Genomic DNA, 15,974 nt, shown 5'->3' on the forward strand with positions numbered 1-15,974 from the left:
TGATGTATAATCTTTAATAAAAAATAAATATCCATATATGAAACAGATAATCAACACAGTTAATGCCCCTGCAGCAATCGGTCCTTATTCCCAAGCCAATATGGCAAACGGTGTACTGTATATTTCAGGACAGATCCCTGTAGATCCTGCAACGGGTAAACTGGTAGAAGGCATTGAGAAAGAAACGCACCAGGTCATGAAAAACCTTGAAGCTATTCTTACTGAAGCGGGAATGACTTTTAAAAATGTAGTGAAAGCTACCATATTCCTGAAGAGTATGGATGATTTTGCGGTGATGAATGATATTTATGCTTCCTATCTGGATGCGGACAGCTATCCGGCCCGTGAGACCGTGCAGGTTTCTTGTCTGCCAAAGAATGTTGATATTGAAATTTCTATGATTGCACATCAGGATTAATGAATTTTATCAGAAATACAATTGCGGTTCTTGTAGGTCTTGGCATAGCAGGGCTTATTATTACTCTTGGTATAAGGGTTTTTCCGCAATGGATCACTTTCGAAGCTTTTGCTCCGTTTGAGCACTGGCAGAGATTTCTTTACAGTATGAGAGGCGATAATGCATTTTTCGGATTCCTGCTGTTTATTTCCGGGCTGGGAACTACCATAGGCGGTGTAGCAACTGCGATGATCGTGAAGTACGCTAAGGTAGCGTATGCAATTTTGATTGGTTTCATTATGCTTTTCATAGCCATGCTGGATGTTATTGTGTTTCCTTATCATCCTACGTTTTATAAGATTTCCATTTTCCTTACCTTTTTCCCTTTTTCGTGGATAGGAGGAAAGATTGTGGAGATTATTTATGAGCGGAATAAGAAAAAGAAGATCGCTGAGAAAATGAACAAAACAAAATAAAATAAAAAACGCTGCAGATATTTCTGCAGCGTTTTTGTTGATATAAATGGTTTTATTTAAGGCATTTTAAATCCTTTGGTATAGATTCTTCCGTAGTCGTCCACAAATTTCACCTGTACATTCCCCTGGTATTTATCAAGGATCTTTTCTACATCTTTCTGTGAGTTCACCGGTTTTCCGTTGATTTCTATAATGATATAATTGTCTACGATGCCAATTTTGGCCATTTCGCTTCCTTCATTTACATTCTTAGCTACTACACCGCTGTTTAATCCGTATTCAGTTTTAAACTTTTCATTCAGCGGATCAAAATCAGCTCCTATCTTTTCTGTTACGCTTAAATCATCTTTTGTTCGGGTGGTAGTTCCTCCTTTCTGATCTTTAAGTGTTACAGTTGTAGTATTTGGCTTCCCGTTTCTCAGGTAAGTTACCTGAACTTTGTCACCCGGACGTTTGCTTCCGATAGACATGGAAAGATCAGCAAAATCTGTAATGTCATACGTGTCAATTTTCGTAATGATATCTCCTTTTTTGAGACCTGCATCTTCGGCACCGCTGTTATCTCCAAATCCTGTTACATAGACACCGGAACCTGATTTGATGGTAGTTTTAAACTGTTTGTTATAAGCGCTTACCTGCATATCGTTGGAAAGGTCTAATGAAGAAACACCTAAGAATCCTCTCTGTACAATTCCGAATTTCTTGATATCCTCAACAATTTTTCTGGCGAGGTTGGCAGGAACGGCGAATCCGTATCCCTGATAATATCCTGTTGTAGACTGGATCGCTGAGTTGATCCCGATAAGATCACCATTCACGTTCACAAGCGCACCTCCTGAGTTGCCCGGGTTGATGGCTGCATCGGTCTGGATAAAGCTTTCAATAGGATTGGTTGCTTTTCCCTGACCTCCAAGAATACCAATTCCTCTTCCTTTAGCCGAAACAATCCCTGCCGTTACCGTAGAGTTTAATCCAAGCGGGTTTCCTACAGCCAGTACCCATTGCCCCACTTCAATATTATCTGAATTGGCAAAATTTAAATAGGGGAGTCCTTTTTCTTCTATCTTAAGTAAGGAAATATCCGTGTTTGGATCTGTTCCCACCAGTGTTGCAATATAGGATTTCTTGTTGCTTAAAACCACTTCCAGTTTATTGGCTCCTGCTACAACGTGGTTATTGGAAATAATGTATCCGTCCGGCGAGATGATTACCCCGGATCCCATTCCCGATGGCATATTGTCCGGCGCCTGCTGCTTCTGTCTTTGCTGGCCTCTTCCTCCGAACGGATCTCCGAAGAAGAAATCAAACAAATCCTGCTCCGAAGCTCTGCTGGTAGATCTGCTCTGATAATTTTTAATGGTAACTACTGCGGGAACCGTGGTTTTTGATGCTTTTACGAAATCATCACCTACAGCTCCGGTATTCATGCCTACGAATGAAGCATTGGGAGCGGCAGCTGTGAAATAAGACTGGTCCCCGTTACTGGAATGCTCACCGAAATATTTTAATGTCCCAACGGTAGTCGCTCCTGAGACAACTCCAACTACTGCAAAAGGCAATAGTTTTTTTAAAGTACTCTTCATTGTATATCTTTCTTTTTTTATTTATTAATTTTTTTTCTTTTTTGTTTTATCGTAAACAAATTTAATGTTAAATAAGTATGCAATTAGCATGCTGTGTTTCAATTTTAACTAAAATTTAACGGCTATTATGGCATTTTATATATTATGTCATAATCTTACAGAAGCTATTAACAGACCTTAAAAAATTATTAAAGAAAAAATGTCACATTTTATCGGCTTTACAAAGACGTAATGTCATGGATAAGTTACGATAATAAATTGAATTATATCCACTGATCTTATTACTCATTGCCCATACCCTTTACTCGTGGTAGAGTTCTCAATTTTAAAATGATTATATTTGCAAAAATTTTTCTCACTTAAACCGTTTATAGCATGCAACTGTACAACACCTTAAGCGCAGAAGAAAGAGCTCAGCTTATTGATGAAGCCGGTAAGGACCGCCTTACGTTGTCTTTCTATGCGTATGCCAAAATTGAAGATCCCAAAAAATTTCGCGATGAATTATTTATAGCCTGGAATGCACTGGATGCGCTTGGCCGTATTTATGTTGCCCATGAAGGAATTAATGCTCAGATGAGTGTTCCTGCGGATCAGTTTGAGGCGTTTCGCGATACCCTGGAAGTCTACGATTTTATGAAAGGAATCCGTTTGAATGTGGCGGTTGACCAGGACAATCACTCCTTTTTAAAACTGACGATAAAAGTCAGGAACAAAATTGTCGCAGACGGTCTCAATGATGCCTCCTTTGATGTAACCAACAAAGGAATCCACCTGAAAGCGCAGGAGTTTAATACGATGCTTGAAGATCCGAATACCATTGTCGTGGATTTCAGAAATCACTACGAAAGTGAAGTAGGGCATTTTGAAGGAGCCATTACGCCTGATGTTGAAAATTTCAGGGAAAGTTTACCTATTATTAACGAGCAGCTTCAGAATTTCAAAGAAGATAAAAACCTGCTGATGTACTGTACCGGCGGAATTCGTTGCGAAAAAGCCAGTGCTTACTTTAAACATCAGGGTTTTAAAAATGTATACCAGCTGGAAGGCGGAATTATTGAATATACCCGTCAGATCAAAGAAGAAGGGATCAAAAGTAAATTCATAGGAAAGAATTTTGTATTCGACCACAGACTAGGGGAAAGAATTACAGACGATATTATTTCCCAGTGTCACCAATGTGGAAAGCCTTGCGACAACCACACCAATTGCGCGAATGATGCGTGCCATCTGTTATTTATCCAGTGTGATGAATGTAAAGCTGCGATGGAAAACACATGTTCTACAGAATGTCTGGAAACCATCCATCTGCCTTGGGAAGAGCAGGTTGCATTAAGAAAAGGACTTCAGGTTGGGAATAAAGTGTTCAGAAAAGGAAAATCCGAAGCTCTGAAATTTAAAAACTCCGGGGATTTGTCAACCCAGACTTTAGCCAAAGCAACAAAGGCTGAAACCAAAGATGTCCGTCAGAAAATAAAAGTGAAAAAGATATTGGTCGGAAAAGCTGAACATTATTATTCAAAATCAAAAATCGCCCAGTTTTTAATTGAAAATACTGAACTTTCTGTAGGTGATAAAGTTTTGATATCAGGTCCCACAACCGGTGAGCAGGAAATTACGATGACTGAAATTTATGCAAACGGCGGTCCTTGTGAGACAGCTAAAAAAGGAGATCAGATCACTTTTGAGCTTCCTTTCAGGGTTCGTTTATCCGACAAGCTTTATAAAATCCTATCATAATATATAGCAATGGCCAGGATTATTTCTTCAGCTCCCCAGCTGGCAGTTACAGATGTTCAGAAGACCATTGGGTTTTATGAGAAAATAGGGTTCTCTGTGGTGAATACTTTGGAGAATAATGGTAGAATGGTCTATGGTATGGTGATAAAGGACGGTTTTCAGATTCATTTTATTGAAACTAAAAAAGAGAAGATTCATTTTAATACGGATTTAAATCCCCTGGCATCTGATCTGATCCTGTGGATTCCTGAAATTGAGGAATTTTACCAGAAAGTCATACAACTGGATATTGAAATTGATGAGCCTATGACCAAAAGGATATACGGTAATACCGAATTTTCTTTTAAAGATATAGATGGACATAAAATACTGGTCTGTGATTAATTAATGATTATCTTTATATCATTATGCTGAAAGCCGAGCTTAGAAAAATATATATGCAGAAAAGAAAAGCCTTGTCAAGTGATGAGGCTTTGCTGTTATCTGAAAAAATACTGGAAAACTTCCTGAATTATTTTAAACCGGAAGCAGGGCAGAAGGTGCATATTTTTATCCCCATTGAAAAGTTTAAAGAAATCAATACATGGGCCTTCATTGATGTTTTTTTGCACAGAAACATCCGGGTTTTTGTCCCGAAAGTGGTCGCTGATAAGTTGATTTCAGTGGAAATAAACAAAGATACAGCCTATGAAACCAGTGGATGGGGAATTTCAGAACCGCTTTCCAGTGAAGATTCCGGGGAGCTTCATTTTGATTATGTAATGACGCCTCTGCTGTACAGCGATGTTTATGGAAACAGGATAGGGTATGGAAAAGGCTTTTATGATGCATTTTTCCAAAGTATTTCCCCAACTTCAAGAAAAATCGGCGTCAATTACTTCAATCCCAATGAAAAGATCGATGATGTCTGGGAAAATGATATTCCGCTTGACTATTTGGTTACGCCTACCGAAGTGCTGTCTTTCTTTAGTGGTGAAGAATAAAAATCAAGGAAATAGAATTTAAACTCCTTTTTGATCATCGGGGTAGAAAGCAAAATATACTGTGCGTTTTTCTCAAAAGTCCCGAGAGATTTATTTTTTGCATCAAAATATTCCAGATTAAACTTTGCATAATCCAAAGTGTCTTTTTTATAGAATTCTTTATAAACACTCAGATTGTTTACTTTCACAGATTTTACTTTCAGGCTGTCCAGTTCTTTGAACAGCTTTTTAAAGGTAAGTGAGTCCGGTTTGTGGAAATAACTCTGCATTTGTGAATAAATAACAGTGTCGATCTCAGTATTTCTGTTGCCGGAAAGATATAAGGTAGAAAGATCAAGAAGTTCCTGTACTTTCTGTTTGGTAATGGAATTAATGGCCTGCATGCTGTCCATCTGAACAGCAGGGTAGCCTTTTACATTGGTGCTGTTTCTCAGTTTGTCCAGATCGCTTACTTCGGTTTTTTTATTATTACAGGAAATAAATGCCAATAAAAGGAGTCCGAAAATTAAAAACTTATTTATTCTGTTCATCTGTGGAGGCAATTTTAAATTTGATAGATACTATTTTTCCTTTGCTGTCATTCTTCATCTCTATGACCGTAAGGTTTTTCAGTGAGGTAGTCGGTGTGGTGACCAGTGTAATGTATTTTTGTTTGTCCAGTCTTTCAATCCCATAGGTATTATTATCATAAACCTGATAAATAACCGCATTGTTACTGATTAAATTTTCCAGCTGATTCCTTTTTTGTTTCAGAAGTTCGGGGTTTCCTCCGGCATCTTTGGTGGAGAAATAATAGGCTGCCATCTTATAATCATCCGGTTTCAGCTCTATCATTTCCTCATCAGGGGCATTTTCAAGATTTCGGTTCACTTCCAGATACTCGTAGAAAGGAGCGCTGATCTGCATTTTAATGTTTTTGTCCTTGGTAGAATAATAAAAACATTGTCCCGGTTTTATTTTAAACAAAAGTGGTGATTCATTTTCCTTAATCACTCTTATCTCAAGGGTGTTGATCACGGAAACGCCCCGGTCTTTGTCGGTGAAGCAGTATTTATAAGTTTTCGAAAATAGTTCATCTTTAAAACCCAGAACACCCGTAATGGCAATTAAAATGGAAGTAATGATGGCCCAGGCATTTTTTTTAACGAAATTTTTCTTCGTCGGAACAGGTTGTGTTTCTGCCGGAGCAGTGGTTGTTGGTTTTTGCGTATTTATCTGATTATCAGTAGTTGATTTTTGTAAATCAGTTTTTTCCTGGGGTTGATATTCTGTTTTTTGAGTAGGAATTTCAGTTTTTGGAAGCTCCGGGGCCGAAGACACTGTTTTTTCCAGTTCCTGGATTTCTTCCTCCTCAAGATCTTCGTCTTCAGACAGTAATTCTCCGGCAAAAAGGTGTTGTTTTTTGAATTCATACCATGAATCGTAACCCGCATAAATACTCAATAAATTAAGCATATCTATTCTCGGTAGTTTGGTGACCGGCGAAGTTTTGAAATAGGTGTAAAATGACTTTTCACTGATGTTGCCTTTAGCTTTTTTGCGAAGGTCTTCCTGGAAATAGATAATGTCTATCCCTTTCCATTTTGAAATATCATCATGAGAAGGGGTAGATTCTTTTAAATATTCTGTCTGAACGTCTTTTTTCAGCTGTTCAAAATGCAATAGATCTAAATCTGTCAATTTTTATAAAATAATTAAATTGTTGATTATCAGCTTTATTTATTTGTAAAACTATTTTACAAATGTATTACAATTATTTTTCATAAACAACTTTTGTATCTGTTCTACCTTTGTCTTGTTCAAATAACAGAACAGAAGAAAATTTATAAAAACAATATTAACAAAATTAAATTTAATTTATTATGAAAAAGTCATTATTCGTAGCTGCTATCGCTGCAATCTCTCTAGTTGCTTGTAAAAAAACTGAAGCTACTTCTACTGAAGGAACAACTGATTCTGCTGCTGCTAACGTAGCTGATTCTGCTGCTACAGTTACTGATTCTGCTGCTAAAGTAATTGATTCTGCTGCTACTACTGCTGTAGAAGCTACTAAAGATGCTGCTGCTGCTACAACTGCTGCTGGTGCTGATGCTGCTAAAGCTACAACTGAAGCTGCTGCTGACGCTGCTAAAGGTGCTGCTGATGCTGCTAAAGGTGCTGCAAAAGATGCTGCTAAAGAAGTTAAAGACGCTGCTAAGAAATAATTCTGGCATTAGCTTAACAATAAAAGAACCGTTTCACCCTGTGAGACGGTTTTTTTATGTCTTAATATCTGCTGGTAAAAGACACAACCTTTTACGGTTTTAAAAACTTCCATCTTCCATCATCAGTCTTCCCTTCCTACATCTTATCCCTTCTTCTGCCTCAGCGATTCATAGCACGTAATAGCCACTGCATTACTTAAATTTAACGAATCAATGCTTCCTGCCATAGGAATCAGCGTATTTTTTCCCTTTCCTATCCAGAAATCACTTAATCCAGAATGCTCTGTTCCGAATAATACGGCAGACCTCTGTGTGAAGTCTCTCTTATAAATGTCTTCTGCCGTCTCATCCATAAGGGTGGTGTAGATATTGAAATTATATTTTTGAAGAAAATCAAGGGTTTCCATATTTTCTGCATCATACACTTCCATTCCGAACAGACATCCTACACTCGACCGGATCACATTGGGATTATAGAAATCTGCTTTTCCGTCTGCAACGATGAGTGCATCAATTCCAAAAGCTTCACAACTTCTCAGAATGGCCCCAAGATTACCGGGTTTTTCCACTCCTTCCACAATAATAACGGTTGCGTTTTCTCTGGGAACAAATGCGGATAACTGGCTGTCTTTGGTTTTGTATATTCCGATTACTCCTTCTGAACTCCCTCTGTAAGCTATTTTTTCGTATACTTTTTCACTGACAAAGTGAAGTTTAGCATCCGGAAGCTTTCCTTTGAATATATTTTCGCAGATAAAAAACTCTACAGGTTGAAAATCATAGTGTAAGGCTCTTTCGTTTTCCTGCTGTCCTTCCACAACAAAAACTTTGGATTTTTTACGGAACCTGTTATCAGCCAGGAGTTTGGTGATATTCTTTATTTTATCGTTTTGAAAACTTTCTATCAACATGCTGCAAAATTATGGAAAATATGTGATTAGGGCAGTTTTGTTTTAATGAAAAGGCTTTTTCCTGTAATTTGAAATGGAGTTTTATTCTTTCGCTTATAATTGATAATTAAAGCGATAGTCAGCAGGATCGAGATGATTTTAAATAAATTTCCATACCAATTTCCGGACACATTGTCTGCGACATCAAAGAGTTCCCAGTATAAATTCATGAAAAAATGCAGGAATATGGCGGTCCATAAGTTAAAATCTGTCTCTATGTATGCCCATGAAAAAAACACTGAACCCAAAAACGTAATAAGAAAGATTTGTATCAGTTCTTTGAAATCACTGCTTTGATAGAGGTGGACCTGTGCAAACAGCAGAGAACCAAAGAGGATAGAGGAAATAAAACCCAATCTTGTAAAACGGTATAAAACCCCGATAAGGAATGTCCTGAAAATTATTTCTTCAAAAAAAGCAGAAGATACCGTATTGATAAATACCCCCTGAAGGTCTAATTTCCTGACCGGATCAAAGAAAATTAAATAACCGGTAAGCATGGGAAGTGTACTGATGAATGCCAGAGTGATTCCTTTAAAAAAAGATGAGTCGAGAGAAAGGAGCGTAATAATTTTCTTTTGAGGAAGTAAAATCTTCAGGGTGATCAGTAGAGGAATCAGGGTGACAGCATAGGCTGCAACATGAGCGAGTGCTTTACTGCCGGATAATTCCTTTATGAAGTTCAGGATCATTTTGAAACAGTAAAAATCAAATAAATAATAGATAAAAAATCCTGTGATAAAAATAAAAAAGAAACGGAAGGTTTTGTTCATTGTGATTATTTTTGAACAAAATTGCAGCTTGTTTCAGCCTTTCACAAACGGAAGTGATGAATGACAAAAGAATGTGACGGGCAGCAAATATCAGCCCTTTAGAACTCCCAGTTTTGGAATAATCAGTGAAATAAATCCTCTTGAAACAGGAATTTCAAAATCAATTTCAGAAAGAGAAAGTTTGTAGCCCTGGGCATTTCCCCTGATGTTTTTTACCTTATCCAGATTGACAATATAGGAACGGTGACATTTTTTGATAGCTTCTGTCTGCACCTGATCTAAAAGTCCGGAAAGCGTTGTCCTGATCAGCAGTTTTTTTACCTCATTATTTTCGATGAAAAACAGGGAGCAGTAGTTTTCCATGGATTGTGCGCAAATGAAATGATCCGCAGGAATCTTCAGTTCTGTACTGTTTGTTGTAATAATTAATACCGGATGGAACTTTTGAGCTGAAGCTTCGGGATGTGCCGCGAGCTGGTGAGAAACTTCCCGGGCGGTTTTTTCATGGAGGTTCTTCAGATAGATATACCGGGACAGGATATAGATCGCTGAAATAGGAATTCCGACTGCGAGCGAATAAAGAAACATGTACAGGTAGTTGGTGAAGCTTAGTGAAACCCTGCTTAAAAATAAGGTGTTGTAAAAGTAGGAAAGAACAGAGGCCAGAAAGATAATAACGGTAACCTTCAAAAGTTCGGCACCGATATTCCAGTTTTTGAAGCGAATGACAATGGAATCTGTTATAAAAAAAGCCAATCCAAAAATAACAGAATAAGGAAAAAGCAGCAGGTATTTATATTGATGATGAAAATTTTCCGTTCCGAAAGGCTGGAAGATAATCAGGAAAAGATAAATTAAAATTCCCGAAGCAGCAGAGGAAACCAGAATCTCCTGATAAGATTCGGACTTTGGATAGGAATAGGCTGCAAAGGAAAACATGTCAGTAATTTATTTTGAAATCTAATTTCTGACCTCAGGCAGATGCTCAGGTTTAGCCCTAAAGAGGAGTAGACTCCCCACAAACATTGTAACACAGCTGGCCAGCCACAGATAATATCCGAATCCGTACGATGTGATAGGGTACTTATGTCCTGCTTCATTAACAGTTATTTCCGTTTCTGTAAGATAATACAAAGCCATGCCTACAGAACATAATCCTAAAAAAGCCGCGATCTTCGGTTGTTTTACCAGCAGGAAGATCCATGAAAAGAGAAGAACAGGATTCGCGAGCCAGGAAGTTCCGTCTCCGGAAAGATCCGCCCATCCTAATAAAAAACATGCTAAGCCGTACATTTCACTGCCTTTTTGCGTAAATACTGCCGGCAGAGCCAGTGATGTTATAAAAAGAACGATGCTGATGAGTACAATGAGACGGCTTTTTTTCATGACATTAATTTTCTGTTTCTAAAAAGTTGCTGTTGTCAATAAGGCTCTGGGGTAGATCTTTTTTATTTTTGATGCCGAGAGATTTCAGTTTCTGGGTTTGGATCACAAGATTGTCATTTCCGGTAGAAAGCTGTTTGTAGGCTTCATTATAAACATTTTTAGCCTGGTCAAGATTTTTTCCTACTTTTTCCAGATTCTCCACGAAACCTACGAATTTATCGTAGAGTTTGGCTCCGCGATCTGCAATTTCCATAGAATTTCTGTTCTGGTATTCACGTTTCCAAAGATCGGCAATCAGTTTTAAAGAAGTGATCAGATTGCTTGGATTCAGAAGGAGAATTCTTCTTTCGTAGGCATAATTCCACAGGTCCTGATCTGCCTGCATGGCTGCAATATAGGCTGGTTCGCTGGGAATAAACATCATCACGAAGTCCAGGGATTTTCCATAATCATCATATGCTTTCTGGCTCAGCTGCATAATATGGTTTTTGATGGAACCTAAATGCTGGTTAAGCTTCATCAGGTAAATATCCTGGTCAGTCTCATCCACAAGTTCCGTAAAGGCGGTCAGGGATACCTTGGAATCAATGATCACGTTTCTTTCATCCGGATATTTTACAACGGCATCGGGACGCATTTTCTTTCCGGAGAATTCTGAGAACAGGGCTTTGTTGTCTTCATCGCGAAGCTCATGCTCCAGGAAGTATTCCCTTCCTTTTACCAGTCCTGATTTTTCAAGGATACTTTCCAGGATCATTTCACCCCAGTTTCCCTGGGTTTTGCTTTCTCCTTTCAGGGCTCTCGTCAGTTTTTTGGCATCTTCAGAAATCTGCTGGTTCAGTTCTGCCAGTTCTTTTACTTTTTCTGCAAGGGAAAAACGTTCTTTGTTTTCCTTCTCGTAGGCTTCATTCACGCGGTTTTTCAAGTCTGCGATCTTTTCCTGGAAAGGTTCAAGAATGGTCTTTAAATTATTCTGATTTAAAGTGGTAAACTTTTCAGTTTTTTCCTCTAAGATTTTATTGGCCAGGTTCTCAAACTGAAGTTTTGATTCTTCCTGGATCTTGGTGATCTCTTCTTTCTGAGTATCCAGTGATTGCTGAAGTCCGTCATTTTTAGCAGAAAGTTCAGAGTTTTTAGCAAAAATATGCTGCTTCTCTGAAATCAGATTTTCAATTTGGGCGGTCTGTTTGGAGTTAAGCTGCTTCTGTTCCAGAAACTGGGAATTCAGTGAGGCGTGCTCTGCAGAAATTTTAGCGTACTCATTTTTCAGGTCATTCAGTAGATCCGTCTGTTGCTGATTCTGTTCTTTTTCCCTGCTGATATTTTGATTCAGCTCCTGAAGTTTAAGATTAAGATTTTCAAGATCTGAATGATTTCTGATCTGCTGGTTATTCAGTTCATCATAAGAACTTCTTGAAACTGTTGATGATTTTAAGGCAAAATACAAAATAACAGCTCCGAGAACTCCTCCGGCAATAAATCCAATAATTAAATATGTCATCTCCATGTTTCAAAATTACAAAAAGAAAAATTGATTTCTTTTACGGAAACCCGTCAAATTTTAAGAATGCGGATGTATTTTAACGCCGGTTTTTTTTCATAAAAAAGCGGCAGTGAAAACTGCCGCTTATAATATTGGGTTATATTTAAAATACTATTTTTTAATTGCTTTCGCCGTTTTTACACTTCCATCCTGCATTTGGATTGTGATAAGATAAAGTCCTGCATTTAAATCAGAAAGATTAAGTTCATCAGCCGGTTGAAGTGTTTTCACTTGTCTGCCGGATGCATCACTGATGATAATGGATTTTGCATCTTTAATATCTGAAATACGGATTTTATCTGTGAATGGATTAGGGTAAACAGAGATATCAGCCTTTTTATCAGCGTACACATCCGAAGTACCTAATACATTTTGTACGTTAATGGTGTAGTCTTCGGCCTGGCCTTCATTAAGATCAGCACAAGGATTTGATAATTCTGTACGTACCGTGGTTGCTGAACTGTTGAAATGATATTTCACTCTCATTCTCGTATTTCCCAATGCAGCGGTAGCCGGTACTGCGATATTTTTATTAACTGTTACTGTATTCCCTGTGCCTCCTGCAAAATCGGAAGTTACAAAATAGGCTTCTCCGGCATCTGCAAAACTTCCGTTCTGGTTCCAGTCGATAAACACAGTGAACCCAAATCGGTTGGTTCCTAAACCGGTACCGGTAAGCGTGATTGGGTAAGAAATTCCTCTGGTCACATTAGCTGTTTTACTGGTGAAATTTTCCTGGGCATCACCTGTATTGGCAGTTGCACTGGAAGCGTTGGTTAAATTGTTAAGCACAATATTAGATATAGGATATACAGCAGATTTAGCCAGAAGCGGTCCGCAATATGGTGCGAAAGGATTGGTGCCTGTGGTAAAGGAAATTTCCGCACAGCCCGTAGCGTCTCCCAGAGCATTGGTTGGAATTACTGTGGTATATAGCATAGTGTTTTCCGGGAATGTACTTGATGATGCCGGTACAAAGAAAGTATTTGTGGTTGTTCCTGAATATACATTGGATGCTCCCGGTGTGGTTCCTACTTTTACTTTATACGCTTCTGCACCTGCTACAGCGCCCCATGCAATCTGCTGACGTACTGAAACTCCGGTTGCTCCGGCTGCAGGGCTGCTTATGGTTGCACATCCCGGAACAGCTGTTACTTCCTGTTTGATGCTTATTTTATCTATAAAATTGTAGAAATCATAGGCTGTACCCGTAGTTCCCAGCGTCTGGATGCGTAATTTGAAATCTCCGTTTATATTCGCACTTTCAGGAATAGTTCCTGTAAATACAGCACATGTTTGTGCGGCACTGGTTAATGTTACCGGCGAACCTACAGTGGTATAGGTAGTTCCATTATCTGTAGAATAAGCTACGGTAATGGTTCCTCCAATGCTGCTGGTTGCATCATAAGCCTCTGTAGTATAAGTGAAAGAGACATCGATTTTTTTTCCGTTAGCGGTAATGCCTGCCGGTTTTGTGTAAACAAGATTAATTGTCCTGTTGGCTACACTGGAACCATAGGCCTCAGCTCCGATGAACGCATTTCCGTCACAGGTACTTCCGATATAGGTTCCTGCCGATTGTGGATAGCCTCCGGTTATTACAAATCCGGGATAAGTTGAATTCTCAAAGCTCTCGGTAACTAAAATCTGTGCACTTCCCATGGTTGCAAGTGCCATAAAACTAAGAAATAATGATTTTTTCATACAGTATTATTTTTATCCAATATAGTAAGTTTTTAGTTAATTTTGAATAAATTATAGTATTTTATGCTGTATTTGAATTATTTTCTATGTTTTTTTAATATATATTTATTTTTTTAACTTAATGCATTTGTCTTATTGTTAAATTTAACAAAAAAGTGAGCCTAATGGTTCACTTTTTTGTTGATCAAATTATGGAGTAATGGTAATCGGATCTGGAAAAGGCTCAAGGATCAATGGTTTACACATTGCAGCCGGCACGCATCTGTCTCCCATGCATATAAAATTAGTCATAGTGGTGGAGCCGTCAGGACATCTGATCATGGCTTCACCCGGGCATCCTCCGGGACATGGTGCCGGATATAAATACCCGCCGAATACGTCTTTCAGCTCTGTTCTTGAAAGCTTTGATAGGTTTGTTTTTTTCATGGAATTAATTTTTTGATGGTTTTAATTTGTATACTACTGAAAATGAGTGTCTAATATACAAAAAATAAATCACTATGATGTTACATAATGATTTATCTGAATTTTGTTCGTTTGGGTACTGCAATACCTTTCCATGTGTCCCTGCGCTCCTGTAATGTTCAGCTTCCGCAATACATAAAATATAAAGGAATATCCGTTTTGTACTCCTCCGTATCTTTTGGGGTAAGGCCTTCAAAGAAGACATGGTCACCAAGCTCTTTATTACTCAGCTGATTCTGCAGCTGAAACATAAGGTCCAGTGCTGTGAAATGGCTGCCGTTTTGTGCTTTCAATGTGGCGCATAAGTCGACCTGAAACATGCCGTAATCGCTATTATCTTCATGAAAAACTTCATCTTCATCACCTATTAATGTTTCATTACCTGCTATATCTTCTTTTCCTTTAATCCAGGCTTCATAGCAAATGTCTGCTTCAGAAGCCTGGATCACAATTTCTTCCGGATTCCATGAAGCTCTTTCTTTTAAAATACGCTGCTGATAGCTTTCTATTGCTGTATTGAAATCTGTAATGTCAGCATATTCTTTGCGCTGAAAAGCCCAGAGGATGTTGGAAAGTAAGCTCATTTGTTTTTGTTTTTTAGGTTTAAGTATATCTTTAAAACACTTTACCCCGTAAAATATTGCTTTTACGATCTGTTATGCTTAACTAATGAACAGAACAAAATACAGGCAATTCAAAACGGTGGCTATAAACGAAGCGATAAAAACGGCTAAATTATCACTTGTTTTTCCTGTAAATAATCTAATGATCCAGTAATTAATAAGGTAAGCCGGAATCAGTAAAGCAAACGAGAAAACCGATAAAAATGCAAATTTATAAATAATAAAACCAATAACAATTGTACTGATGACAGAAGCTACTATGGTTCCCATGAAGCTGTACATCAAGGTGTTGGAGTCTACTTTTAAATTCTCAATACTTCTATGAATCTGATCGTATTTTATATCTACAAGAAGCCTGATGTTTTCCTGGGATAAGCTGGAATTTATTAAGGATAGGCATTCCTGTTTGGACAGCTTATTCATATAATGTCCATGAATTTCTCTTATGACTCTATTCTGCTCTTCCTGAAAGTGATTCTGGATCCTAATTTTCGTCTGGAAGTCTTCAAGGGAACCTCTTCGTAAAATTTCTTCCACAATCTCCTGATCCGGCTTTCCCTGATAATCAATTTGATTGGTATAAGATGCAATAAGATCTTCTTCTGAAAATTTAGTATAGAATCCCACTGTTATGGATTTTCCTTCGAGATCTCTTCATGATGTTTCAGGTACAACGGAAGCGCTGCAGATCCATACCATGGAAATATTTCGTAGCTAAAAATTCCGGCCTGAACTGCAGGGTCGGTTTTTACCCATTGCTCGGCTTCTTCTCTGGATTTTGTATTGAAAATGAACATACCGCGGTAGTTTTCTTTATTCTTTTCCAAAAAAGGTCCGGCCACAACGATTTTTCCTTCATCGGCAAGCTTCCCGATATTGGTCATATGGCCTTTCATCAGTTCGCTCTTTTTGGCTTTGTCCTCTATTTTCGCTGTTCCTGCTGTAAGCATTACAATAGTGTAGGCTTTCATGCCATATTGATCTGCCCCAAGCGATGTGGCCAGTTCCTGGTTGAATTTTGGTTTGTCTGCCTTTTTCTCCTGAGCGAAAGACAGAACCCCCGCTAAGACGGCTATTGATAAATAAATTTTTAGTTTCATAGCAAATGTATTTAAATCTTTTGTCTGATATCTGATGTCTGAAATCT

Annotated in this window: 19 protein-coding genes; 6 read left to right on the plus strand and 13 right to left on the minus strand. The window is 38.2% G+C overall.

Features of this window, described 5'->3' with window-relative positions; all coding sequences use genetic code 11:
• Positions 1-37 precede the first annotated feature (37 nt).
• Positions 38-418 carry a RidA family protein gene (locus tag B7E04_RS05620; protein WP_062700765.1) on the plus strand — a complete coding sequence of 127 codons (381 nt, stop codon included), beginning with the start codon at positions 38-40 and terminating at the stop codon, positions 416-418.
• Positions 418-873, plus strand: coding sequence for a hypothetical protein (locus tag B7E04_RS05625; protein WP_080777754.1), 456 nt, complete (start codon positions 418-420; stop codon positions 871-873). Before B7E04_RS05620 ends, B7E04_RS05625 begins: the two co-directional genes overlap by 1 nt.
• 56 nt (positions 874-929) lie before the next feature.
• Here B7E04_RS05625 and B7E04_RS05630 read toward each other — a convergent pair whose 3' ends face one another.
• The gene (locus tag B7E04_RS05630; RefSeq protein ID WP_080777755.1) at positions 930-2,456 is read right to left on the minus strand and encodes a trypsin-like peptidase domain-containing protein; all 1,527 of its coding nucleotides are present in this window, start codon (positions 2,454-2,456) and stop codon (positions 930-932) included.
• A 375-nt stretch (positions 2,457-2,831) separates the two neighbouring features.
• Here B7E04_RS05630 and trhO point away from each other — a divergent pair, with 375 nt between their 5' ends.
• From trhO to B7E04_RS05645, 3 genes are read left to right on the plus strand one after another with little or no spacing between them, the layout of a single operon-like run.
• Entirely contained in the window at positions 2,832-4,196 is a 1,365-nt protein-coding gene (gene trhO, locus B7E04_RS05635; protein WP_080777756.1) for an oxygen-dependent tRNA uridine(34) hydroxylase TrhO, read from the plus strand.
• Between the two features lie 9 nt (positions 4,197-4,205).
• Positions 4,206-4,580, plus strand: a complete 375-nt coding sequence (locus B7E04_RS05640) for a VOC family protein (protein ID WP_080777757.1) — start codon at positions 4,206-4,208, stop codon at positions 4,578-4,580.
• Between the two features lie 23 nt (positions 4,581-4,603).
• Entirely contained in the window at positions 4,604-5,179 is a 576-nt protein-coding gene (locus B7E04_RS05645) for a 5-formyltetrahydrofolate cyclo-ligase (RefSeq protein WP_080777758.1), read from the plus strand.
• Here B7E04_RS05645 and B7E04_RS05650 read toward each other — a convergent pair.
• Both B7E04_RS05650 and B7E04_RS05655 read right to left on the minus strand, forming a co-directional pair.
• Positions 5,128-5,709, minus strand: coding sequence for a hypothetical protein (locus B7E04_RS05650; protein ID WP_080777759.1), 582 nt, complete (start codon positions 5,707-5,709; stop codon positions 5,128-5,130). The genes B7E04_RS05645 and B7E04_RS05650 overlap by 52 nt on opposite strands.
• Positions 5,693-6,859, minus strand: a complete 1,167-nt coding sequence (locus B7E04_RS05655) for a hypothetical protein (protein WP_080777760.1) — start codon at positions 6,857-6,859, stop codon at positions 5,693-5,695. The genes B7E04_RS05650 and B7E04_RS05655 overlap by 17 nt, the downstream gene beginning before the upstream one ends.
• A 182-nt stretch (positions 6,860-7,041) precedes the next feature.
• On the opposite strand from B7E04_RS05655, the gene B7E04_RS05660 reads away from it, so the two are divergent.
• Positions 7,042-7,383 carry a hypothetical protein gene (locus B7E04_RS05660; RefSeq protein WP_062650963.1) on the plus strand — a complete coding sequence of 114 codons (342 nt, stop codon included), beginning with the start codon at positions 7,042-7,044 and terminating at the stop codon, positions 7,381-7,383.
• 143 nt (positions 7,384-7,526) lie between these two features.
• Here B7E04_RS05660 and B7E04_RS05665 read toward each other — a convergent pair whose 3' ends face one another.
• From B7E04_RS05665 to B7E04_RS05710, 10 genes are all read right to left on the minus strand, one after another.
• On the minus strand, positions 7,527-8,294 hold the full coding sequence (locus B7E04_RS05665) for a TrmH family RNA methyltransferase (RefSeq protein WP_080777761.1): 768 nt from the start codon (positions 8,292-8,294) through the stop codon (positions 7,527-7,529).
• 26 nt (positions 8,295-8,320) lie between these two features.
• Positions 8,321-9,106: a CPBP family intramembrane glutamic endopeptidase gene (locus B7E04_RS05670; RefSeq protein WP_080777762.1), complete on the minus strand. Its 786-nt coding sequence runs from the start codon at positions 9,104-9,106 to the stop codon at positions 8,321-8,323.
• A gap of 90 nt (positions 9,107-9,196) precedes the next feature.
• Positions 9,197-10,045 carry a LytTR family DNA-binding domain-containing protein gene (locus B7E04_RS05675; RefSeq protein WP_080777763.1) on the minus strand — a complete coding sequence of 283 codons (849 nt, stop codon included), beginning with the start codon at positions 10,043-10,045 and terminating at the stop codon, positions 9,197-9,199.
• Positions 10,046-10,066: 21 nt separating this feature from the next.
• Entirely contained in the window at positions 10,067-10,492 is a 426-nt protein-coding gene (locus tag B7E04_RS05680; RefSeq protein ID WP_080777764.1) for a hypothetical protein, read from the minus strand.
• A 4-nt stretch (positions 10,493-10,496) separates the two neighbouring features.
• Entirely contained in the window at positions 10,497-11,999 is a 1,503-nt protein-coding gene (gene rmuC / locus B7E04_RS05685) for a DNA recombination protein RmuC (protein WP_394334765.1), read from the minus strand.
• Between the two features lie 147 nt (positions 12,000-12,146).
• Positions 12,147-13,739: a GEVED domain-containing protein gene (locus tag B7E04_RS05690; RefSeq protein WP_080777766.1), complete on the minus strand. Its 1,593-nt coding sequence runs from the start codon at positions 13,737-13,739 to the stop codon at positions 12,147-12,149.
• 189 nt (positions 13,740-13,928) lie between these two features.
• Positions 13,929-14,165 carry a hypothetical protein gene (locus B7E04_RS21915; RefSeq protein WP_139785346.1) on the minus strand — a complete coding sequence of 79 codons (237 nt, stop codon included), beginning with the start codon at positions 14,163-14,165 and terminating at the stop codon, positions 13,929-13,931.
• Between the two features lie 158 nt (positions 14,166-14,323).
• Complete coding sequence (locus B7E04_RS05700; protein WP_080777768.1) at positions 14,324-14,788, minus strand: hypothetical protein; 465 nt, start codon at positions 14,786-14,788, stop codon at positions 14,324-14,326.
• A gap of 78 nt (positions 14,789-14,866) precedes the next feature.
• Complete coding sequence (locus tag B7E04_RS05705; RefSeq protein ID WP_080777769.1) at positions 14,867-15,454, minus strand: hypothetical protein; 588 nt, start codon at positions 15,452-15,454, stop codon at positions 14,867-14,869.
• Positions 15,455-15,456: 2 nt separating this feature from the next.
• Positions 15,457-15,927: a YciI family protein gene (locus tag B7E04_RS05710; RefSeq protein WP_080777770.1), complete on the minus strand. Its 471-nt coding sequence runs from the start codon at positions 15,925-15,927 to the stop codon at positions 15,457-15,459.
• Between the last annotated feature and the right edge of the window lie 47 nt (positions 15,928-15,974).

The organism is Chryseobacterium phocaeense (assembly GCF_900169075.1).
In the GTDB taxonomy this organism is placed as follows: Bacteria; Bacteroidota; Bacteroidia; order Flavobacteriales; family Weeksellaceae; genus Chryseobacterium; species Chryseobacterium phocaeense.